Annotated in this window: 19 protein-coding genes; 10 read left to right on the top strand and 9 right to left on the bottom strand. The window is 68.3% G+C overall.

From position 1 onward, the window contains the following. Positions 1–29: 29 nt before the first annotated feature. The 8 genes from NF4_RS16580 to NF4_RS16615 all read right to left on the bottom strand — a co-directional run bounded on the left by NF4_RS16580 (position 30) and on the right by NF4_RS16615 (position 9,895). On the bottom strand, positions 30–1,820 hold the full coding sequence (locus NF4_RS16580; protein ID WP_063128220.1) for a TenA family protein: 1,791 nt from the start codon (positions 1,818–1,820) through the stop codon (positions 30–32). Between the two features lie 3 nt (positions 1,821–1,823). Then, complete coding sequence (locus NF4_RS16585; protein WP_063128221.1) at positions 1,824–2,141, bottom strand: hypothetical protein; 318 nt, start codon at positions 2,139–2,141, stop codon at positions 1,824–1,826. Between the two features lie 128 nt (positions 2,142–2,269). Beyond that, a complete protein-coding gene (locus NF4_RS16590; protein ID WP_063128222.1) occupies positions 2,270–2,578 on the bottom strand; it encodes a DUF6802 family protein in 309 nt (102 codons plus the stop codon). Between the two features lie 134 nt (positions 2,579–2,712). After that, positions 2,713–4,098 (bottom strand): phosphoglucosamine mutase, encoded by a 1,386-nt coding sequence (gene glmM / locus NF4_RS16595; RefSeq protein WP_063128223.1) that lies wholly within the window; start codon positions 4,096–4,098, stop codon positions 2,713–2,715. Positions 4,099–4,293: 195 nt separating this feature from the next. Beyond that, the gene (gene rpsI, locus NF4_RS16600; RefSeq protein ID WP_157120363.1) at positions 4,294–4,806 is read right to left on the bottom strand and encodes a 30S ribosomal protein S9; all 513 of its coding nucleotides are present in this window, start codon (positions 4,804–4,806) and stop codon (positions 4,294–4,296) included. Beyond that, the gene (gene rplM, locus NF4_RS16605; protein WP_030522249.1) at positions 4,803–5,246 is read right to left on the bottom strand and encodes a 50S ribosomal protein L13; all 444 of its coding nucleotides are present in this window, start codon (positions 5,244–5,246) and stop codon (positions 4,803–4,805) included. Before rplM ends, rpsI begins: the two co-directional genes overlap by 4 nt. A gap of 151 nt (positions 5,247–5,397) precedes the next feature. Beyond that, positions 5,398–7,191 (bottom strand): hypothetical protein, encoded by a 1,794-nt coding sequence (locus NF4_RS39300; protein WP_232330518.1) that lies wholly within the window; start codon positions 7,189–7,191, stop codon positions 5,398–5,400. A 91-nt stretch (positions 7,192–7,282) separates the two neighbouring features. Then, positions 7,283–9,895 (bottom strand): ATP-binding cassette domain-containing protein, encoded by a 2,613-nt coding sequence (locus tag NF4_RS16615; RefSeq protein ID WP_063128225.1) that lies wholly within the window; start codon positions 9,893–9,895, stop codon positions 7,283–7,285. A gap of 112 nt (positions 9,896–10,007) precedes the next feature. Between NF4_RS16615 and NF4_RS16620 the strand changes: the two genes are divergently transcribed. Beyond that, on the top strand, positions 10,008–11,441 hold the full coding sequence (locus NF4_RS16620) for a neutral zinc metallopeptidase (protein ID WP_063128226.1): 1,434 nt from the start codon (positions 10,008–10,010) through the stop codon (positions 11,439–11,441). 19 nt (positions 11,442–11,460) lie between these two features. Here the strand turns inward: NF4_RS16620 and NF4_RS16625 are convergent, their stop codons facing one another. Then, on the bottom strand, positions 11,461–13,029 hold the full coding sequence (locus NF4_RS16625) for an FHA domain-containing protein (protein WP_063128227.1): 1,569 nt from the start codon (positions 13,027–13,029) through the stop codon (positions 11,461–11,463). A 144-nt stretch (positions 13,030–13,173) separates the two neighbouring features. Between NF4_RS16625 and NF4_RS16630 the strand changes: the two genes are divergently transcribed. The 9 genes from NF4_RS16630 (at position 13,174) to NF4_RS16670 (ending at position 22,836) form a co-directional block, all read left to right on the top strand. After that, positions 13,174–14,382: a DUF7373 family lipoprotein gene (locus NF4_RS16630; protein WP_063128228.1), complete on the top strand. Its 1,209-nt coding sequence runs from the start codon at positions 13,174–13,176 to the stop codon at positions 14,380–14,382. Between the two features lie 300 nt (positions 14,383–14,682). Beyond that, the gene (locus tag NF4_RS16635; protein ID WP_063128229.1) at positions 14,683–15,843 is read left to right on the top strand and encodes a TauD/TfdA family dioxygenase; all 1,161 of its coding nucleotides are present in this window, start codon (positions 14,683–14,685) and stop codon (positions 15,841–15,843) included. After that, complete coding sequence (locus NF4_RS16640; protein WP_063128230.1) at positions 15,815–16,825, top strand: ornithine cyclodeaminase; 1,011 nt, start codon at positions 15,815–15,817, stop codon at positions 16,823–16,825. The genes NF4_RS16635 and NF4_RS16640 overlap by 29 nt, the downstream gene beginning before the upstream one ends. Beyond that, complete coding sequence (locus NF4_RS16645; protein ID WP_063128231.1) at positions 16,816–18,198, top strand: alanine racemase; 1,383 nt, start codon at positions 16,816–16,818, stop codon at positions 18,196–18,198. The genes NF4_RS16640 and NF4_RS16645 overlap by 10 nt, the downstream gene beginning before the upstream one ends. A 57-nt stretch (positions 18,199–18,255) precedes the next feature. Then, positions 18,256–19,392 (top strand): PLP-dependent cysteine synthase family protein, encoded by a 1,137-nt coding sequence (locus NF4_RS16650; RefSeq protein WP_084533171.1) that lies wholly within the window; start codon positions 18,256–18,258, stop codon positions 19,390–19,392. After that, positions 19,389–20,807 carry an MATE family efflux transporter gene (locus NF4_RS16655; RefSeq protein ID WP_063128232.1) on the top strand — a complete coding sequence of 473 codons (1,419 nt, stop codon included), beginning with the start codon at positions 19,389–19,391 and terminating at the stop codon, positions 20,805–20,807. Before NF4_RS16650 ends, NF4_RS16655 begins: the two co-directional genes overlap by 4 nt. A 37-nt stretch (positions 20,808–20,844) precedes the next feature. Then, positions 20,845–21,303 (top strand): flavodoxin domain-containing protein, encoded by a 459-nt coding sequence (locus NF4_RS16660; RefSeq protein WP_063128233.1) that lies wholly within the window; start codon positions 20,845–20,847, stop codon positions 21,301–21,303. A gap of 250 nt (positions 21,304–21,553) precedes the next feature. Further along, a complete protein-coding gene (locus tag NF4_RS16665) occupies positions 21,554–22,036 on the top strand; it encodes a hypothetical protein (protein ID WP_063128234.1) in 483 nt (160 codons plus the stop codon). Positions 22,037–22,260: 224 nt separating this feature from the next. Further along, the gene (locus NF4_RS16670) at positions 22,261–22,836 is read left to right on the top strand and encodes a TerD family protein (RefSeq protein ID WP_063128235.1); all 576 of its coding nucleotides are present in this window, start codon (positions 22,261–22,263) and stop codon (positions 22,834–22,836) included. Positions 22,837–23,017: the final 181 nt, after the last annotated feature.

The raw sequence follows: 23,017 nt of genomic DNA on the forward strand, positions 1-23,017 counted from the left end.
GAGAACCGTCAACCGTTTACTGCCCCAGGTCACAGTGGGCCCGCCTCGGCCAGCTGCGCACCCGTATCCACCGCGGGTGCCGGCGGCGGCGCGGGTTCCTCGGGTTCGGCGGCGTTTTCTTCGGGCTGCTGCACCGGATAGCTCTGCGGCTGATGTTCGCCGTCTTCCTGTTTGGTTCCGGCCGGGGCGCCGGGCACACCCGCCGGTTGACCGGCGGGCTGCTGTTCCTCGGTCGCGGGCGGAGCGGTCGCACCGGGCTGATTCTCGCCGACGATCACCGGGGTGCCGTCCGGCCCGACCTCCACCTTGTAGGTGACCGGCTCGCCCGCCGCATCGTCCACCACGAGTTTCAACCGACCGTCGGAACCGACTTCGAGCTTGTAGTTCTTACCGTTGAACTCGACACCTTTATCGGTGTCCGGCTTCCCGTCACCGTCGGTATCCGCGTCCGGCTTCCCGTCACCGTCCAGATCCTTGTCGGGCTTGCCGTCACCGTCCACATCGGCGTCCGGCTTGCCGTCACCGTCCAGATCCTTGTCGGGCTTGCCGTCACCGTCCACATCGGCGTCCGGCTTGCCGTCACCGTCCAGATCTTTCCCGGGGTCGTCCTCGCCGTCCGGATCGAGAACCTGCTCGGCCTGTTCCCGCAGCTGCTCCAGCGTGCTACCGATCTGCTGACTCGCCGAGCTCACCAGGCTGCTCAGCCCCTCGGACAGCTGTGTTCCGAGGCCCGACGAAGCGAGCTGGGTGCCCAGTTGCGCGATGGTGGACAACGGATTGTCGGTAGTGGCCGGGTTCGTCGAGGGCGTACCGGTCGTGGACGGAGTGTTCGTTGTCGACGGAATGTTCGTTGTCGATGGGGTATTCGTTGTCGACGGAGTACCGGTGGTGGACGGGGTCCCCGTGCTGCTGGGCTGGTTGGTGCCGGCGGGGCTCGTGGGTTGCGAGGGCGGGGTCGTCGAAACCTTGGGGCACGGGTACTTCGTCACGTTCAGGCCCGTGAACGCCTTGACCAGTTCGTCGTAGATACCCGAGACCTGCTGATTCGTCTGGTTGCAGGCATCCACGAATTCTCTGAGGTTCGACTCGTAATCGGGTTTGAAGGTTTCGTTGAGCCAACTGATACAACGGGCCTTCATTTTTCCGACGTACGTCGTCTCGCTCTCGTCGCCCCCGGGCATCACGATCAATGTGGAGCCACCACCGGGCGCGAGGTCGGGAAAAATCCGATTGATCTTGTCGATCAAGGTATCGCCACCGAGCGATGAACTCCAGCCGAACCCGTGGGCGAAGGTGATGATGGTGTCTATATCCTCGGGGCTCTTACCGAGGACTTTGGGATCACCGTCCAGCAGGATCCCCTCGGCGGCTTTCGCTTTGATCGCCACCGCCTGCCGCAGAGCCTGCGGCGTCGCATCCATTTCCTCGTGCACCTTGCGCACGATATTGATATCGGCCTCGGACAGCTGGAGTTGCGTGGCGATCATGGTCGCCGCCCGGGTCGCCGCTTCTCCCGACCACACCGTGGGGAGCGTCTGGGCGAGAACAGCCTGCTGATTGCGCTCGGTGGCGACCCGATCGAGTACGGTCTTCAGCGTATCGGCGGCTCGCCGGAAGGCATCCTCGTTCAAGCCGTTCTGGTGATAGAAGAGTTTGTGCAGGTCCACATAACGCTTGAAATCGGGTGGGGTCGCCGCACCCACCCATCGGAGATATCGGTTCTCCAGTATCTCGAAGTAGCGCAGCGCCTTCGATCCGTCTGCGAGTAGTTCGGTGCAGCCGCGACTCTCCGCCGCGGGCGCGCTCGGGTTGTCGGCCATTGCTCAGCTCGCCGCCTGCTGGGTATTGGCGGCGTTTTCCTTGTCCACCGTGGAGAAATCGATCACGGTCTGCCCCATCGCATCACCGGTGAGCTGCGTCGCCTCGGACCAATCGTTGAGCCATTGCTGCACCGCCTCGAGACCGGCGTGAACGGCATCCCCCTGCTTCTTGTACTCGGCGCCGGTATCGGCGGGAGCGATCATACTGCCGGCGACGCCACCTGCCTGCTCCTTCACCACATCGGCACTGGTACGCAGATTGTTCGCCAGACCCACCAGGGCGTCGCCCTGCATCCCGACCGTCTGATCACCCGTACTCATAGGTCTCCCCTCCGTATCCCCGCCCCTCCCGGGTGGCCCCCGATCGGCCCTGCGGTGCTCGTCCTACCTGATTCGACGCGCCCGCACGAGCATCGGTTCCACCCCGCACCGCGCGACCGGCGCCCCGATCACTCCCCCACTTTCCCCTGATCGGTCTGCCGCCACTCACCCGACCCATCCGGATTACGGTGATATTCCCACGCCGAGTAGTCACCGTCGTTCTCCACCACGCTCAGCCGGTCGGCGTAGCCGTCGAGGTCGGTATCGGTCCACACACTCATCGCATCCGGACCGGTGGTGACGAAGGTGTCGAGAATGCCGTCGACGACGAGGTCCTGGGTGGGTGATTCCATTTCCACCGGACCCAGGCCCTCCATAGACGAGGACGCCTCGAAACTCGGCATACCGATACCGGGGAACTCTGCTGATGTAGGCATGGATTCTCCTGAGCTCCACTGGTCGACCACGGGAATATCCCGGTCCATCTTTCCATCCCCGACGGTACAGCGCAGCCCCGCTCCCAGACGGGAACGGGGCTGCCGGTAGCTATGGGGACCAAGCCGCGACCGGTTCAGACCACCGCGACCAGTTTCGCGAGATCCTCGGCGAGCTGCTCGGCCCGTTCGTGATCCTCGGCTTCCACCATCACCCGGACCAGCTGTTCGGTTCCACTGGGACGCAGCAGGATTCGCCCGGTATCCCCGAGCTGCACTTCGGCGGCCCGGACGGCCTCGAGAACCCCGGGGTCGGCGGTGACCGCGACCTTGTCCGTGACCGGGACGTTCACCAGTACCTGCGGGACCTTCTGGATCACACTCGCCAGCTCGGCCAGGGGCGCGCCGGTGCGCGACATCCGCGCCATCAACTGCAGGCCGGTGAGGATGCCGTCACCGGTGGTGCCGTAGCGCGGGAAGACCACATGGCCGGACTGTTCCCCACCGAGGGTGTAACCGCCGCCGCGGAGTTCCTCGAGAACGTAACGGTCACCGACACCGGTGGTGCGCACAGCGATTCCGGCCGCGCGCATCGCCAGATGCAACCCCAGATTGCTCATCACGGTGGCGACGAGAGTGTTCCCGGCCAGCGTTCCGGCGTCACGCATACCGATGGCCAGGATCGCCATGATGGCGTCACCGTCCACCACCTCGCCCGCGGCGTCCACCGCCAGGCAGCGATCGGCGTCGCCGTCGTGGGCCAGGCCCAGATCGGCTCCGTGTTCCCGGACCGCGTGCTGCACCTGTTCGATATGGGTCGACCCGCAGCCGTCATTGATATTGAGCCCGTCCGGGTCCGCGTTGATCGCGATGACCCGGGCACCGGCCTCCCGGTAGGCCGCCGGACCGACCTCCGAGGCGGCGCCGTGCGCACAGTCCACTACGACGGTCAGTCCGCTCAGGTCCTGACCGGTGGCCTCCACCAGATGCTCGATATAGCGCTCGTGGGTCCCGCCCACACCGAACTGGCCGGGCAGCTCCGTACCGGGTTGCCGCGCCCCGGCGGCGCCGAGTACCCGGCCGATGGCCGCGCCCGTGGGACGGTCCGTCTCACCGGAGGCCACCCGGGCCTCGATACGTTCCTCGACGGCGTCCTCGAGCTTGTGCCCGCCCGCCGCGAAGATCTTGATTCCATTGTCCGGCATGGGATTGTGCGAGGCGGAGATCATCACGCCCAGGCTCGCGTCGTACAGCGCGGTCAGGTAGGCGACGGCCGGGGTCGGCAGCACACCCACCGGTAACACATCCATTCCCGCGGCGGTCAGGCCCGCGGTCACCGCGGCCTCCAGCATCTCCCCGCTGGCGCGTGGATCCCGCCCGACCACCGCGACCCTGCGGTGACCCGTGTGCAGGTCAACACCCAGTACCTGCGCAGCCGCCCCGGCAACCCGTAACGCCAACTCCGGGCTCAACGAATCGTTGGCGAGCCCGCGCACGCCGTCGGTGCCGAACAGATGTCCCATACCTTGCCCCTCGTCGGTGAGTCCACAGCGCGCGACGACCCCTGCCGAAACTGCCCTCGGAACGGCCGGCCGACGAACACCGCGGTAGATATAGCACGAGAGCAGGCGACCGGACTCCGGCCGGTCGCCTGCTCTCGGAACCGACACCGGCTCGCCCACCCGCACGCGGCGGGTGGACAGCCGGCATCGGTGATATCAGCGCTTCGAGTACTGCGGCGCTTTACGGGCCTTCTTGAGGCCGTACTTCTTGCGCTCGGTGGCACGCGGGTCACGGGTGAGGAACCCGGCACGCTTGAGCGCGGGACGGTCGTCCGCGTTGACCACGGTCAGCGCCCGGGCGATGGCCAGGCGCAGCGCGCCGGCCTGACCCGAGGGGCCGCCGCCGTGCAGGCGGGCGTACACATCGAAGGATTCGACGCGCTCGACGGTGACCAGCGGCGACTTCACCAGCTGCTGGTGGACCTTGTTCGGGAAGTAGTCCTCGATCGAGCGGCCGTTGAGCACGAAGTTGCCGGTACCCGGCACCAGGCGCACGCGGACCACGGCCTCTTTACGGCGGCCGACGGTCTGCACCGGACGGTCCAGCGGGGCCGCGTACTCGACGAACTCGGCGTCGTCGTCGTAGACCTCGCCCTCGTCCAGGACCTCGGCGGCGGCGTCTTCGACGACCGCTTCGTCGTATTCGGTGTATTCCTCGGGAGCGGTCACTGGGCCACCTGCTTGATCTCGAACGGAACGGGCTGCTGAGCGGCGTGCGGATGGGTCGGGCCCGCGTACACCTTCAGCTTGCCGGCGATCGCGTTGCCGAGTTTGTTCTTGGGGATCATGCCCTTGACGGCCTTCTCCACCAGGCGGTCGGGGCGCGTATCCAGCACCTGACCGACAGTGCGGGACTTCAGGCCGCCGGGGTGCCCGGAGTGGTGGTGGATGAGCTTGTTCTGCCGCTTGTTGCCGCTGATGGCGACCTTGTCGGCGTTGATGATGATGACGAAATCGCCACCATCGATATGCGGTGCGTAGGTCGGCTTGTGCTTACCGCGCAGCAGATTCGCTGCCTGCACGGCAAGACGGCCGAGCACTACGTCAGTGGCGTCGATGACGTACCACTGCCGGGTCACGTCACCCGCCTTCGGGCTGTACGTAGGCACAGTGCTTCCCTGTCTGTCGTCGATGCTGCCGGCCCAGTGTGTGGTCGAGGGGTTCCCGGCGGCCGGTTGAGACCCGGGCCTCGGCGTTCCACACACCAGCCGGTCACGATACCAGCCGGGTGCCGTCACCCGGAAACCGCCCGGAAGCTGCTCAGATATCGATCGGCGGGCCCGGGTCGGCGATCCCCGGCAGACCGGGCACCAGATAGCGCAGGGTGTCGATACCCGGTTCCGCGCATTCGGCCGGATCCCGTTCCTCCGCCGCTCCAGGATCCGGTGCCGCCTGGCGCGCGGAATCCCCGGGCGCGGGGGCCGTGGGAACGCGGGCGTAGAGCGGGTGACCGCCGGAACCCTCCGCGTCCTCGGCGCCGGTGGCGGACCGGCCGCGCGGTTCGACGGTGACCCGCGGCATCGGCACACATCCGGCCGTCGCGGTCGACACCACGGCGCCGGGTGCCGCCGGGGCGTTGATCACCGGCTCGGTCCCGGCATGGGCCTGCGCGGTGCCCGTCTCGTGCGGGCCCCAGGCTGTGGCGGCGAGCGCGGCCACACCGATGACGGCGTGGGCGCCGAACAGGTTGTCCTTCATCTTGTTCCAGAGCTTGCCCTTGCCCCGGTCGCCCTCCGGCTCCGGACCAGGCCGCGGATCACCGGGGGGGCCGGGCCGGGCGGGCTCCGGGGGTACCGCGGATTGCGCGCCGGTTTCCGGATCCGGCGGCCGGGTGAACCGGCTGGCCGGCCCCGAGATCGGTGGTGGCAGCTCCCCGCGGTCGACCTTCACCGTGGCGTCCTGGTCCGGCTGCGCGGGCGCGCCGTACGGCGCGGGGCCGGGCCACCCCGGCGGCGGTGCCGCCGGGCCGCCCGTCATCGGGCCCGGTACCGGCCCGCCGGGCGCGGGCAGGTTCGGCCCCGGCGGGTGCGGTCCCGGTGCGGGTTGGTACGCACCGGGTGGCGGGTTCTGTCCCGGAACGGGCCCGTTCGGGACGGCTCCGGGCGGCAGCCGACCGGGAACCGCGTAGTTCGCGGCGGACTCCGGCGGCGGCGCCGTATTCGGCCCGGGCTGCGGGTAGGGCGCCGGCTCCTCGTCGTCCTCGTTCTCGCTGATCAACAGGTGTGTAGCACCGAGGACGAGCGCGTGCATGGGATGTTCGGCCTTCTTCAGGCGCTGCCCCAGATGGTTACGGAAGGCGAACCGCAGGGTCTCGTTGAACACCACCTGCCCGGCGAGCAGGACTGTCGAATTGTCGGCGCCGATGGAACGGGCCGCGGCCATCACTTCGATCACGGTGTCGTCGGCGGCGCGGGGATTGCGGGTCGATTCGGGGTCGATCGGCACGTACACCGATTCGGTGGGCCGCTCCTCGTCCCCGTGTACCGCGACCACCAGCACATTCGCCCGGCCGTCCACCACCTGCCCGTCGAAATGGACCGCAGTGGCCCCCACCCCCTCGGGCAGGGCGGGATCCGGCGGCCGGACCAGGCCGAGCGCGCGGACATAGCCCGACAGCGCGATCGATTCCGGGATCGGCTCGACCTCGACGTCGAGTTGCTCGACCAGCTGGGCGTAGGCGTCGATCTTCGCGTCCGGCCAGTCGTCGGGATACGGCAGCGCGACCACATCGGGTTTACCCCGCAGATAGGTCCCCACCGCGGCCAGCGGGTTGTAGAGACGGGCCCGGAACACCAGCTCGGCGGGCCAGGTCGCCCCGGCTATGACGATCTGCGGATGCCCGAGGATATCGCGGACATCGGGGATCGCCATCCCCAGATCGGGCCGCTGCCGGTCCGCGCCGGCGGTGTAGAGCCGGCCGGAGGCGTCGGCCAGCAGATAGGCGGGGGGGTTGTAGCTTCCCTCGACCTGTACGGGGCGGATGGGCACGCCGGATCCGCCCGCGGCCACGGACACCACATCCCACCCGAGATGTACCGCCCCAACTCGCACCATCACAGGCATCAGTGTGCCTGGTGTGTGGTCGATGCGCTCGGCGCCCCCACCCACCAGCGGCGGGGGCGGCGGATCGGCCCGCTCACCCGTCTCATCTCGCGGACTTCTTCAGCCGCAGCCGGGTCCAGGTGAGCAGCGCGAGCACCACTGTGATGGCCACCACCAGGCCGATATCCAGGAACCATGCGCTACGCGTATGTTCCCAGAAGGCGTCCTGTTGCGATTGGACGAACAGTGAGCGAATATCCACCGTCGACGCCGCCGCGGCGTAGCCCCAGCGTGAGGGGAACAGCCACGAGATCTGTTCCAGTACCACCCGGTCGGTTACCGGGATGAGGCCACCGGCCATCACCAGCAGGCCCATGATCGCCACCACCAGCAGCGGCATCACCTGTTCGCTCGATTTGGCCAGACTCGACAGCAGCAGTCCGAACACCACACACGCGACCGCCGTGAGAGCGATATCTATATAGAGTTCGGCGCCACCGACGGCCAGCACCGAACCCTCCTCCGGCCGCTTCTTGCCCAGCAGCACGAAACCGATCATCACGCCCGACTGCAGCAGCGCGGCCACACTGAAGACCACGATCTTCGCGGTCAGGTAGGCCCCCGACCGCAATCCGACCGCGCGTTCGCGCAGGAAGATGGTCCGCTCCCCGACCAGATCGCGCACGGTGAGTGTGGATCCCATGAAGCAGGCGCCGAGAATCAGCACCACCAGCAACTGCTGCGGTTCGGAACTGCCGACGCGGACGAAGTTGCCGTCGTCGGTCTGGGTGAGCGGCGGCGGCGAGAACCCGTACTGGCCCGGCACCACCAGCGACAATCCGCCGAGCACAAACGGCAACAGCACCAAAAAGGCGAGGTAGCCGCGGTCGGCCAAGATCAGCCGCAACTGCCGCCGCGCCAGCGTGGAGAACTGTTTCCAGGCACCGGACTGCGGGGGCGAACCGCCACCGCCCTGCCGTGCCGCGGGCGGTGGCGGGGGCGGCAGCGCCGCCTGGCGGGATCGGTAGTGCGCGAACGCGGCATCCGGATTGGCCGCCACATCGGCGAAGATCTTGGCCCAATCGCTGGTTCCCAGCGCCGCTTCGACACCGGCCGGGTTGCCGGCGTAGGCGGTTTTACCGCCGGGCGCCAGCAGGACCACCTGATCGCACATGTCCAGGCAGGCCACGGAGTGGGTGACCACGATCACCACGCGACCGGCATCGGCCAGTTCGCGCAGCATCATCATGACCTGGCGGTCCAGTGCCGGGTCCAGGCCGGAGGTCGGTTCGTCCAGGATCAGCAGGGAGGGTCCGGTGAGCAGTTCCAATGCCACCGACGCCCGTTTGCGCTGACCACCGGAGAGCCGATCGACCCGGGTGTCGGCGTGTTCGGTGAGCGAGAGTTCGCGCAGCACACCGTCGATCACCTCACGACGGTCGGCCTTGGAGGAGTCGGGCGGCAGTCGCAGTTCCGCGGCGAAACCCAGGGCCTGCCGGACGGTGAGCTGCCGGTGCAGCACATCGTCCTGGGGCACCATGCCGATACGGGAGCGCAGTGCCTCGTATTCCGCGTGCAGATCACGGCCCTCGAAGGTCACGGCCCCGCCGGAGGGTTGCGTGCTACCCGCGATCAACCGCGACAGCGTCGACTTACCCGCCCCGGAGGGCCCGATCAGCGCGGTCAGCGTGCCGCGCGCGGCCTGCATATTCACATCGACGAGCAGTTGTTTGTTGCCCTCGACGGTGAATCCGACCCCGTGCACGGCCAGGCCCTGTTCGGCGACCGGGCGCTGCCGGTGCACCAGCGTGCCCTGCTGGACCTCGAAGTCGATGTTGCCGATGGTGATGATGTCGCGTTCGCGCAGCACCGTGTGCTGCTGACGGACACCGTTGACGAATGTTCCGTTGGCCGAGCCGAGGTCCTCGATGGCGAGACCTTCGGCCCCGGCGATCAGGCGCGCGTGTTTACGCGAGGCCAGTGGATCGTTGACGACGATCTGGTTGTCCGAGGTCCGCCCGATCGCCAGACCCCCCGGCGGGATCCGGTCGGCGCGGGCGATCGGCCCCTCGGTATTGCGGTGACGGACGGGTGGGACGGCTGCCACGCTCGCCTTGGCGGTCATGTTCACATTGGCGGGCTGCGGCGGAACGAGAGGCGGCTGGGCCGCGGTGGCGACCTGCGGCGGCCGGGGCGGCTGTCCACCGGGCGGCGGCCACTGCTGCGGTGCGGGACGCTGCGCGGGCAACGGCTGGCCGGTGGCCGGACCGCGCTGGCCGTGCAGTCCGACCTGCGGCTGTGGACCGGACTGCGGCCGCGGCGGCGACGGTGCCGGACGCTGCTGCGGCGGGGCGGGACGCGCCTGCGACGGCGGCCGCGCCGGCTGCTGTTGCTGCTGGGGGACTCCGGAGGGAACGAGCCAGAGCAGTGGGCCGCTGATGGCGTCACCGAGCCGGACCTGGGTGGGCCGGTCGATCGGGACGGGCCCACCGACCCGGCGAGCATCGACGAACACCCCGTTGGTACTCCCATTGTCGGTGAGTACCCAGGCTCCCGACTGCCAGGCCAATATCGCGTGGACACGTGATACCAGCGGACTGTCGACGAACAGCGTCACCTCGGGCGCACGGCCCAAAGTGATCTGCTGATTCGAATCGAAGACTCGTTCGGTTCCATCATGGCGCACCGTGATGGTGCGCACCCCCGGTGCAGACATGCAGCGGATACTATTCCATTACCCGGGCATCGGAGGTGCCCCCGAGCGGGGGTGAACTCCCCGCTCCGGAGGCAACGAGCAGCACCCGCACCGGCCGAAATGGGGGAGATCCATGCCGAAACTCACGACCGCCGCTGTCGTCGTCTCGGCACTGTGCGCACTGTTGCTGGTCACCGGGTGTACCCGGCCCGTGGACGGCCGGGCGGTATCGATCTACGACAATCCCTTCCAGGTCGCCGGCCTGCCGACCACCAGCGGTCCCAGCGGTCCCCGGGAGAACCCGCCGGTCTCCGATCTCGTCGCCGAGCACGGCGACGGCGGCGAGATCGATACCCTCGCGCTGAACGCGGTCACCGATGTACAGGCGTACTGGGAGCAGCACTACGGCGCCGAGTTCGAGGGAGAGTTCGAACCGGTCGACAAATTGATCTCCTGGAGTGCCCGGGATTCGCGGCGCGAATCGGTGGAGTTCTGCACCGAATCGACCTATCGAATGGTGAATGCCGCCTACTGCCGGCTGGACAACTCCATCGGCTGGGACCGGGCACTGCTGCTGCCCACCATGACCGAGACGTTCGGGAAGATGTCGGTGGTGATGGTGATCGCCCACGAGTACGGGCACGCCATCCAGAACAACGCGAACATCGTCGATCGCGACGATCCGGTGATCGTCAAGGAACAGCAGGCCGACTGTTTCGCCGGGGCGTACATGCGCTGGGTGGCCGAGGGGAAGTCGGACTACTTCACCATCAACACCTCCGACGGCCTGAACTCGGTGCTCGCCGCCACGGTGGCGATCCGCGATTCGGACCCCGACGATCCCGAGAGCGTGCACGGCTCGGCCTTCGAACGGGTTTCGGCGGTGCAGATCGGTTTCACCGACGGCGCCAAGGGGTGCAAGGGGATCGATATGGACGAGATCGACCAGCGCCGGGGGGATCTGCCCCAGAGTTTCGAGGGCACCTCCGGGGAGTTCGAGATCACCGAACGGAGCCTGGTCGAACTGAGCAAGGCCCTGTCGGTGATCCTGCCGATTCCCGAAGAGCCGACCTACCGCTACGACGGGGCCGAAATCGAATGCAGCGACGGCGTTTCCACCGAGCCCGTCACCTACTGCCCGGCCAGTAATACGATCGCCACCAATATCGGCGGACTCGCCGAGCGCGGGGCCGCCACCGACGATTCGGAAGTCCCGCTACCGGTGAAGGTCACCGGCGACTACAACGGCTACGTGGTGTTCATCTCCCGCTATACCCTGTCGGTGCAGCAGAGCCGGGACCAGGACCTGGTGGGAGCGAAAACGGGGTTGCGGGCGGCCTGTCTATCCGGGGTGGCCACCGGGAAGCTGGCGGAATCCGGGCGGGCCGAGGGCGATATCACGCTGGCCGCCGGTGATCTGGACGAGGCGGTCTCGGGCCTGCTGACCGACGGCCTGGCCGCCAGCGACGTCGAGGGTAAAACGGTGCCGAGCGGGTTCTCCCGGGTGGATGCCTTCCGTGCCGGAGTGCTCGGCGGCGAGGACACCTGCAGCGCCAGGTACGAATAACGCGGCGACGAACCCTGCGTCACAGACCGAAGGGGGGCGGCGCGGCGGATTCGTACCGCAGCATCCGGTGACCGATCAGGATCTCGGTGCCCGGCACCAGCACCACGGGCTGATGCGGCGGAATACGGACCCAGTCCCGGAAGCCCGTGGCCCGGGTGCGGGTGCCGTTGGTGGAGCCCCGGTCGACCAGCGTCACATCCCAGTTCACCAGCAGGAGTTCCGCGTGAGCGCGGGACATCCCGCCGGAATTGTCGACCACCGGTAGCGGGGTGAGCCCGCGGCGCGCGGGTTCGGAATGCTCCGGATCGCGACCCAGCACGGAGTCACTCTCCAGTAGATAGGTCGCGCCGTCGTCGAGGATCAGGATGCCCAGCGGCGGACGCACCACTTCGATCAGCGGCTGGGTCTGGTCCACGGGCATACCGCAGACGCTGCAGAAGGCCGCCCGGGGATCGGTGGGGTGAGCGCGCGCGCATTTGAACCCCATGACCTTCACGGTGAGCGCGGTGCCCTTCGCGGTAGCCTCGGTCCGGCGCCGCAGTTCCGGGTCGAGCGGGGGTGTCCCGCGCTCGGGTGGACCGGGCAGCGCGTCGGGTGATGCGTGGGGCCGGTGCTGACGCGGGGTGGGATGCGCGGGTGTCCGGCGTAGCGCATCCGGCTCCGGTTTCCGGGAGTCCGCCGTCTCGTCGGGTCCGGGGCCGGCCACCGGACCGCCGCGCGGCGGCTGCCGCACGCTGATCTCGGTCTGTGCCCGGTGCGGATCGGTGTCCGGGACCGCGGCCCGCGGCCCGCCGGTGGGTTCCGGATCCCCGGGAGCACCGCGGAACCCACTCCCCCGCTCAGACAGTTCGACCGTGTCCAGCAGTGGCGTCGATACGGCGGTGGCAACGGCGTCCGGATCCACCGGTGCCGCGTGCGGTCCGTCGTCGGGCGCGGGCCGCCCCGCGCCGCCGGTCACCGCGGTGTCCGCGGCCGGCTCGGGTGTCGTCCGGCCTCCGGTCGCCCGCACCCGGGAACCGGTCGTCGCGCCCGGGTCACCGGGCGGCGTCCAGGCGATCACCCCGCCGGCCTCGGCAATGCCCTCCACCAGCCGCCCGATACCGCGGGTGGCCGGCAGTACGGGCCGGAAATCCTCGTCCGGGTCGCCGGCGGTGTCGTCGACGAACAGCGCGACCGCGCGGTCCGGTATCGCCGTCGCCCGGTCGACGGTGAAGACCGCGTCGCGGCCGTGGAAGTACTCGCTGTCCGCACCGTCGAGGACGGCGGTGACGGCACCGTGCAGGAATATCGCCACCCGGTCCGGGCCCGCGGCGGAGAGGATGCCGAAATCGACGGCGGTCCCCGGGCTGGTCCGGTCCGCCTGGGCCATGAGCCATCTGGTCGCCTCCCGGGCGATCAGCGCACCCGGGCCGTCGGGCCGGCGTACGGCGGCCTCGTGTACCAGTTCGGCCAGTTCGATCAGGGCCCGCACCGCCGGGGCGTGCTCGGTGGGCCGGCCCACACCGCGATGGGCCACCAGCACCACCGCACCCGCGACCCGGGCCGCCGCATGCGCTCCGGCGACCACTTCGACCTGCTGATCCCACACGAGGATCAGCCTCCGTCGGAGTCGCGCTGCGGTTGGCCTGCCACCGGTCCAGCGTATGGCACGGCGTGCGACGCCCCTCCCCGAGACCGCTGGACGTCGGGTAACTTCGACACCGCAGTTTCGATCGGAACGAGGGGCCAGCCCATGGTTCGGATATCGCGTGCCAGCACCGTCACCGCCGTCGTCGCTCTGGTGGCGGCCGCACTGTCCGGATGCGGTTCCCTGGCGGGGACGCCGGTCCCGGGAGAGATCGACGTGCGCACCCTGGCGGTCGGCGACTTCCCGGTCGACAAGTTCAGCTATCCCGCCGACACGGGCGACAACGGGCCCATGCTCGAGGGTATCCGTATGTCGGAGGCGGTAGTCACCAGCAGCCAGGTCGATCCCTCCCTGAAATACGGCCGCGGTTCGAAGGTGCTGCCCGATACCGCGACCGCGATCGATTTCCTGGCCAACGTGTCCGAACCGGTGCTGAAGAATCGCCGGATGGTGGTCGGATACGCGGCCAGCGGGGCCGATCGCGACGATCCGGAGGGCCAGACCCGACCGGAGGCCGACGCCACCGCGATCACGGTGGTGGCCCTGCGCTTTCCCGATACCTCGGCGGCGGCCAAGGCGGCCGAGGAACTGGAGAACGCAGATATCGGGGTCTCTCCGGACAACCGGCGGCTGAAGTCGGAGAAGTATCCCGACGCGCTGGTGCACTGGCGGCCCGGTATCGCCAATATCGGCGCCTTCCTGGCCCACGACGAGTTCGTGATCTCGCTGTTCGTGCAGCGGCCGAAAGCCGACAGTAAGGATCTGGTGTCCTGGGTGGACAAAACCCTCACCGCGCAGCTCGCCCAGCTCGACCGGTTCAGTCCCACCCCCCTCGCCGATATCGCCGATCTCCGGGTGGATCCGGAGAACCTGCTATCGCGCGTGGTGGTCGCCGACCGCAAAGGTCAGGTTCCCGATCCGGACAAGTTCGCTGTCTACGGCCGCAACTACCTGATCAACTCGGCCGACGATCAGCCCGCCCGCGCCCGGCTGCTCGACGAGTCCGGGTTCGAGGCCACCGCCTATGCCGACGGCAGTTCGGTGGCCCGGGTTCGCGATCCGGCGGGTGCGCCGATCCTGGTGGACGGTTTCGTCGAATCGACGGGTGCGGCCTACGACGCCCATCCCGCCCCGGCCGCGATTCCGGGCGCGAAATGCCTGCGACTCAACAGCTCCGGCGATCCGCAGCATCAGTACCGGTTCCGCTGCTTCGTGCCGTACAAGCGGTATGTGGGTGTGGTGTCCAGCGACAGCGAGAACGAGATCGAGCAGAAGACCGCGGCCCAGTACGCCCTGCTCGCCAACAGCCTCTGAACCCGGTCGGCCGGTCGGTGGACCGGTCGAATTCGTTGCGGCACGGTCACTCTCGCTCCCCGGCGCGGCGCGCCGATTTTGCAGCAAGGGCAGGCTAGCCTTACCGTGTTCTGCGTCTCATCGTGACGCCGGCGATCGGCGCCCGCACACCCGACCACCTGCACTTCGAGCGCGCAATACGCAAAAGCTATCACACGCTTTAGTAAGGCTACCCTTGCCACGGGTGCGCGAACGCACTAACTTCGCATCGACTCGCCACCACCGGTACTCCGAACACCGCTTCCGAGAAGGGAAATCTTGGTGAAAAGCGTTCTCTCCGAACGTAAGACGCTTCTCCCTCCTAACATCGAAGATATCGAGCACCGTGAGTTACCCGAGACCGCCGGACAGGCGGTGCGTGAACTGGCCGCTGAGATCGTTTTCACACTGGATCCCGCGCCGGGCGCTGCCGCGCGCACTCTCGCCGACCCCGCCCTGATCGACCTGATCACCGCACGCGCCGGCGAACTCCCCGCGGAAGTCCGCACCGCGATGCGCCCGCCCGCCACCACGGCCGGCGCGTGTGTGCTGCACCGGCTGCCCCTGCGCGACAACGAAATCGGGCCCACCCCACCGGATTGGCAGAGCGCGACCGCGTGGACCACCGAACCCGGGCGTCCCGGCTGCTCGTTCGAGCTGGATATCGCCATGCTGTTACTGGCCGCGGCGGCCGGGGAACCGTTCGGCTGGGCCGGTCAGCAGGACGGCCGGCTGGTCAACAACATCGTGCCGGCGGCCGGGCACGAGTTCGAGCAGTCCGGGGCCAGCAGCACCATCCTGCTCAGCCCGCACACCGAGGACGCCTTCCACCCGCTGCGCGCGAATCTGCTGCTGCTGGGCTGCCTGCGCAATCCGGACCGCGTCGGCACCACCGTCTCGTCGGTGCGCAGGGTCGACCTCACCGCCGCGGAACAGGACGCGCTGCGCACCCCCACTCTGCCGATCCTGCCGGACGTCTCCTACGGCTCCGGTTTCGACCGCGAAACCGCCGTACCGGTGCCCACACTCTGGTGCGAGCCCGGAGACGAAGGCAGGCCCGAGGCCCTGACGATGCGATTCGACCCCGCCTACACCCCGCTCGCCGACGCCGGACCGCACTACCGTGCGGCTTACCAGCGGCTGGAAAACGAACTCGAACGAGTATGCGTACTGGCCTGTCTCGAACCCGGTGAGCTGCTCCTGGTCGATAACGATGTCGCAGTTCACGGCCGGGTTCCGTTCACGGCGCGCTACGACGGCACCGACCGCTGGCTCAAACGAGTGAACATCCGGCTACCCGAACGCCCCCGCCGCGCAGCCGAATCCGGGGAGAATGGATACGGTCAGCGAATCATCGCGCCCTTCCCGCCGTTACCGGCGCAACGGGCGCGGGCAGAGCGGAACGGTGCAGTAGATGATCGAGGATCCGTTGAGCACACGTGACCGGCCGACCCCCCTGCGCGTCCTGAGCCGCGGCGATCTCGCCGATGTGCCGGTGGCCCCGGCCGAGGTTGTCCGCGCGGTGGAAGAGGCGTATATCGCACTGGCGGCGGGGGATTCCGATAATCCACGCAAGCTCAGCGTGGCCAATCCGGACGGCTGGTCGGTCGCCTACGCGATGCTGGGCCGCGACGGGCGGCGCCGGGTGGTCGCCATGAAAACGTCCTACAAGTTCGATCCCGGGCACGATCGCACCACCAAGCGCTACTACACCACGATCACGCTGTACGACGACACCACGGGCGCGCCCATCGCCATGATGGACTGCGCGCGGGTGGGCGCGCTGCGGACCCCGGCGGTATCGGCGCTGCTGGTGCGCGAGACGGTGCACCGTGACGCCGACACTGCGCTGCTCGTCGGCACCGGCACCCAGGGCCGCAACGCGCTGCCGCATCTGCTGGCCGCCAACCCGCAGTTGCGCAAACTGATGCTGTACGGCACCCACCCCGAGGGCATCGAGGCGGTGCACCGGCAGCTCGCCGAATACGCCCCGCACGCACTGCTGGAGAACGTCGACGATCCCTACGCCGCGGCGCGGACCGCGGATGTGGTGCTGGCGACCGCCGGACCGGGCACCGAGGTGGCCATCGAATCCGAGCACCTCAAACCGGGTGCGGTGGTGGTGCTGGTGGGTTACGGACTGGCCCCCTCCACGCTGCACGACGCCGACCGGGTGATCGCCACCAGTGCCGAACAGATGGCGCTGACCGGCACCGATATGGCCGATGACAACGGCGAGCTGCGCCGGGTGGACGCGGAGCTGCCGCAGATACTGAGCCGGCGGGCCGTCGCCCGGCAGCGGAGGGACCAGAAGATCTTCGTCTACAACAGCGGTCTGGTGCTCACCGATATCGCGGTGGCCCACGCCCTGGCCGAACGGGCCATCGCCGAGGGCCGCGGCACGGAGGTCTCGCTATGGGATTGACCGGAGCCGATGCCCCCACCGGTGCCGGATCGGGATCATCGGGCCGGTACGCGGGAACCGTGGCGGCACCGGTCCCCGCCCACCGCGATCGGTGGGAGCAGCGGATCCTCGCCGATCCGCAGCTCCTGGGCGATATCGCTTTCGCGGTCGGGGGCCCGTTCCATCTGATGTATCCCGCCCGCGTGGTCGACAATATCCGAGGTTTCCAGCGGGTTTTCACCGAGTCCGGGGTCACCGGCGCGGTGTACTACGGCAAGAAGGCCAACAAGGCGGCCTGTGTGGCACGGGCCTGCGCCACCGCCGGGGCCGGTATCGATGTATCCAGTACCGGCGAACTCACCGCCGCACTCGGACAGGGCATCCGTGGCGCGGATCTGCTGGTCACCGGCCCCGAGAAAACCGACGATCTGCACTGGCTGGCCGCCCGGCACGGATGCCTGATCGCCGTGGACAGTATCGGCGAGCTGAAACGCCTGGCCGCCCTGGATATCCCGGTCCGGATACTGCTGCGTGCGTTGCCCCCGGCCTCGGCCAGCCGGTTCGGTATGTCGGCCGAGGAACTCGATCACGCCGTTTCCGAATCGGCCGACTATCCGTCGATCTCCCTGCAGGGGTTCAGTTTCCATCTCTCCGGTTACGACCCGATCCCCCGCGCCGAAATGGCCGGGCAATTGCTCGACCGGTGTCGCGCCGCACGGGCACTGGGCCATCCGGCCACCACCGTTTCCATCGGTGGCGGGTTCGGTGTCGATTACGTTCCCGCCGCCGACTGGGCGGAGTTCCGGGAACAGGTGACCCGCCGCTGGTTCCATTCCGGAAAAGCATTCGAGTCGTACTATCCGTATTCCTTTCCCGAACCCGGCCCCGCCATGCTCACCGCGATTCTCGGACGCGACGATCTCGCCGGCCGCCTGCGGCGCATGGAGACGACCCTGGCGGTCGAACCGGGCCGGGCCCTGCTGGACCGGGCGGGCAGCACGGTTTTCCGGGTACAGGGCGGCAAGACCCGCCACGAACACGGGCAGCCCTACCGGATCCTGACCGTGGACGGTACGAGCCTGAGCCTTTCCGAACAATGGTTCGACAGCGAATACCTTCCGGACCCGGTGCTCTGGCCGGACCGCCCCGGGACCCCGACCGCCACGGTCGTCGGCGCCGCCACCTGTCTCGAATCGGACATGCTGAGCTGGCGCCGGATCCCGCTGCCCCGCGCGGCCGAGGCCGGCGATCTGCTGATCTACCCGAATACCGCCGGTTATCAGATGGATTCCAACGAATCGCCCTTTCACGAATTGCCCCTCCCGCCGAAGGTGGTGCTCTCCGAAGCGCCGGGCGGCCGGTATCGCTGGGCTCTCGATCAATCCCGTCACTGAGACCGTCGGCCCCCGGTCTCTTCGCATTGCCCGTTATCGACGCCCAGGAGATCCGCCATGTCCCTCGTCACCCGTGTCACGGACCTGATCGGCCGCACCCCGCTCTTCGAATTGGCCGCCACCGGGTCCGGCACTCGATTACTCCTCAAGCTGGAACAGTTCAATCCGACCGGCGCCGCCAAGATCCGGATGGCGCGGGAAATGGTTCTCGACGCGGAGCGTCGGGGTCTGCTGCGCGAGGGCGGACATATCATCGAATCCACATCCGGAAATACCGGGCTCGGTCTCGCGGTGGTCGCCGCCGAACGCGGCTATCGTTTCACTGCGGTAGTCGACCATCACGCGAGTAAGGACAAATTGCGGGCGATGCGGGCAATGGGCGCGGAGCTGATTTTCGTCGCCGACGACGGCGACGACAACCTGGCGACCTCGGCGCGTGAGGATCACGCGGCCGCGCTGGCGGCCGCGCAGCCCGACGCGTTCTTCACCGAACAGCACAACAACGACGCCAATGCCGTGGGCTACTACGCGGTGGCCGAGGAACTACTGGCCGAGGTGGACCGGGTCGATATCCTGCTGTCCGCGGTCGGTACCGGAGGTTCCCTGTTCGGTACCGCGACGCGGCTGCGGCAGCTGGGATGTGCGCCGCGGGTGATCGGCGTGGAACCGGTCGGCTCGATCGCTTTCGGCGGACCGGGCGGGCCGTACTGGCAGTCGGGCACCGGCACCCCGCCTGGTGCCACCATCGGTACGGCCGTGGACTATGACCTGCTCGACGAGGGCGTGAAGGTGACCGACCGGGCCGCGTTCGCCACCTGCCGCGCGGTATCGCGGCGGCTGGGCCTGATGCTCGGCGGTTCGGCGGGCGGTTCGGTCCATGCCGCGCTGACCCGGCTCGAGGAGTTCCCGGCCGGGTCCACCGTGGTCACCATCGTCTGCGACGGCGGCGAGAAGTATCTCGACACCGTCTTCGACGACGACTGGATGGCCGCCCGCGAATTGCTCGATACCGAGACCGAACGCGAAGTCCACGCCATGCTGACGCGCTATGCCCCCGCGAACCGGGGCAATCATCCGGTGGGGGCGGCCGTTTTGAACGATGCCGCGGCCGGGAATACCCACGCCGTCCGAGTCGGCCGACCGGGCGAACACGAACATACGGAGGAACCGGACACTATGGTGCGGGCCCGGTGATCAGCACACCCCTCTCGCGAATTCGTCCCGACAGCCGACTGGCCGCCCCGGCCGGTCTGGCCGCCCTGGCCGCTCCCATCGCGCTCACCCAGCTGGCGCAGGTCGCCGTATCCACCACCAATATCGCCCTGATGGGCAGCCTGGGTGTGCGCGCGGTCGCGGCGGGCGGGCTGGCCCTGGTGCTGTTCAATCAGATCCGCACCATGTGCGTCGGGTTGATCACCGGCAGCGGCAACCAGATCGCGGCCGCGGTGGGCGCCGCCGGTAAACGCGGTGACGATCCCGGCCCCGAGGTCCGTGAGGTGGTGCGGTCGAGTTTCCTGATCGCCACCGTCGCAGGTCTGCTCGGCGGCGCGGTACTCATCGGGCTGGGGTGGTCGCTACAGTGGCTCGGCCAGGACGCCGGAGTGCTGGCCGAGGCCCGGCCGTTGATGGTCGCCCTGGCCCCCGGCCTGCTGCCCTGCCTGTGGTTCCAGGTGCTGCGCCAGTACTCGGTGGGCATGCAGCGGCCACAGGCGCTGCTGGCGGTGACTCTCGGTTCCATCGCGGTCAATCTCGTGCTGGCCCTGGCGCTGATCCACGGCTGGGCCGGATTGCCCGCTCTCGGGCTGACCGGTGTCGGGGTGGCGACCTCACTGGTCTTTCTGCTCATGTTCGCCGTGTTCTGGACGATGGTGCGCCGCGATCCCGAACTCGGCGCCACCCTGCCGATCCGGCCGTGGCCGGTGCGGATGACGACCGTGCGCGGCGAACTGCGGCTGGGCACACCCATCGCCCTCACCTATGGGTCGGAAGCCGGGATGTTCTCGGTACTCGCGCTGGTCATGGGGGCGCTCGGCCCCGCGGCGCTGGCCGCCCACAATGTCGTGTACCAGGTGATCTACATCGTGTTCCAGATCGCCATCGGCATCTCGCACGGCGCGTCGGTCCTGGTCAGCCATAGTGTCGCCAGGAACGAGACCGCGGACGCCCGGGGCCTGGCCCGGCTGGCACTCCGGTTCGCCGGAGTGGTCACGCTGGTCACCGGCCTGGCCTATGTGTTCGTCCCCGACCTGGTGCTGCGCCCGTTCCTCGATCCCACCGACTCCGCGACCGTGGAACTGGCCCGGTCGCTGCTGCTCATCGGTATCGTGCTGCAGTTCTTCGACGCGGCCCAGAACATCGGCACCGGGCTGCTGCGCGGCCTGCAGGCCACCAACGCGGGTTTCCGGCTGTCGGTGGTCGGCTACTGGATCGTCGGACTCCCGACAGCGCTGCTGCTGGCCTACCCGGCCGGATTGGGCGCGGCCGGCGTCTGGTGGGGGCTGACCGCAGGCCTGGCCGCCACCGCCGCACTCATGGTGCGCAAATACTTCAGCCTGCTCGACGAGCACGACGCACTGCTCGCTCCCCACCGGCGGGAGACAGTAAGTTAGGATTGCCTCTCCAAAGTTTGAGCGGAAGGAGTACGCGGTGCGTATCGTCGTCCTGTTCGGTTCGGAGATGGGCACAGCGGAGACGGTGGCCGAGGGTATTGCCGAGGAACTGGCCGAACACGAGGTCGCCGTCTTCGATATGAGCGAGTTCGATATCACCGGACTCGACCGGGAGATCTTCCACATCATCGTGTGTTCCACCTATGGCGAGGGCGATCTGCCCACCGGGGCCGAACCGTTCTTCGAGGCCCTCGACGCGCATCGCCCCGATCTGACCGGGCTGCGTTTCGCGGTGTTCGGGCTCGGCGATTCGGTCTACGACCACACCTTCAACCGGGGCGGGGAGATCGCCGCCGAGAAACTCACCGGGTTCGGCGGTGTGCAGATCGGCGAGCACGCCCGCCACGACGCGTCCGGTGAGACCAAAGCCGCCGTGCTGGGTCGCGCATGGGTCCGGACCCTCCCCTTGGAGTCCGCGACCCTCACCCCCGCCTGACCCGCCCATCCCGGAAACCCGTGGGCCCCGACGACACCCCGCCCGCCGCCTCCGAGATCCCCGAAGGGGCTTCTCCACCTCCCGTTCTGAGGGTCTCCTTGCCCGTGCCGCCCGGTTTCCGGGCGACACCAAGGTGTTTCGGCGCAGGTCGGGGGCCGGTACTTCCTCCGCGCGTGTCGGCGCCGACCTCTAGACTGGTGCATGGTACGGCACATCCCTGCCGCACCACGTCGATCCAGGAGGGGACGATATGGCAGCCGGAATCAGTTCTGCGGAGAATCCCACAACCGACCATCCCGAGCTGGATGCGCTGCCGGAATGGCCGCAGGAGACGATCGCGGTTCTGGTCACCACCGATCCCGCGCCGCACGCCATCCCGGTGTCGTGGCCGGTGCGCGCCGGCGACCGGCGAATCCTGCTGAGTCTCAAATTCGATCGCGGCTCACTGGCCCGGTTACGCGAACGGCCGCAGGTGGCGCTGCTCATTCTGGGCGGCGGGAATGTGGCGCTGTGCGCCCGGGGCGCGGCCAAGGTCATCGCCGAGGAGATGCCCGGCGCCGACGACTATGTAGCGGTCCGCCTCGATGTGGATGTGATCGACGATCACCGGCAGTCGGCTTTCGCGGTCGCACAGGGGATCCAGCGCACGGTGCTCGACGACAGCGAACTGCGCGCCCTGGAGCACCGGGTGGCGACGCTGAAGTCCTGGGCGGAGAACGAAGAGAAAATCTGAGCCGGACCGCCCCGGCTCACCACCTCGGGTGTTTCCGGCGCTTCGCTCGGTGCGGCGCTTTGTGACATCCGATCGCCGGATGATTCCGGCGGCGCAACATCCCTCGCGTCCGGGCGCCTTCCATCGGTGACCCGGCGCGGTCGTCGTCGGGCGCGACGGCACCGATGGTTCCGCACGCCCGCCGCCGTGATCATCGGGCGCTCAGGCGCCACGGGAAGGAGAACATGAGCGTCAACCTGGCCAAAGGCGGCAATGTCTCGCTGTCCAAACAGGCCCCCAATCTGACCAAGATCGCCGTCGGACTCGGCTGGGATGTGCGCACCACCGTGGGCGCCGACTACGACCTGGATGCCAGCGCCCTGGCCACCGGACCGAATCTGAAGGTCCTCTCCGATCAGCATTTCATCTTCTACAACAACCTCCGGTCCCCGGAGGGCAGCATCGAGCACACCGGTGACAATGTCACCGGTGAGGGCGACGGCGACGACGAGGTGATCAATGTCGATCTGGCCAATACGCCGGAGACGATCACCAACATCTTTTTCCCGGTCTCCATCCACGATGCCGATCAGCGCGGCCAGTCCTTCGGCCAGATCCGCAACGCCTATATCCGGGTGGTCGATCTGAACACCGGCGCCGAACTCGCCCGCTACGACCTCTCCGAGGACGCCTCCTCCGAAACCGCCATGGTGTTCGGCGAACTCTATCGCCGTCAGGGCGAATGGAAGTTCCGGGCGATCGGTCAGGGCTACGCCTCGGGTCTGGCCGGTATCGCGCGCGACTACGGAGTGAACGTCTGAGCTCGTCGTTCAACCTACATTCGTAGGGACCCGTCGCCGGTTGCCACGAATGTATGGTCCTGGACACGACGGCCTGTTGACGGCGCCGTCCGGTTCGTCGGGCTCGTGGATCGTGCAACTGGAACGCGCGGTGACCCTGGTGTGTTGCTTAGCCTCGATCCGGCCGAAGCGGTTGTGACGG

It is taken from the genome of Nocardia fusca NBRC 14340 (assembly GCF_001618425.1).
Classification (GTDB): Bacteria; Actinomycetota; Actinomycetes; order Mycobacteriales; family Mycobacteriaceae; genus Nocardia; species Nocardia fusca.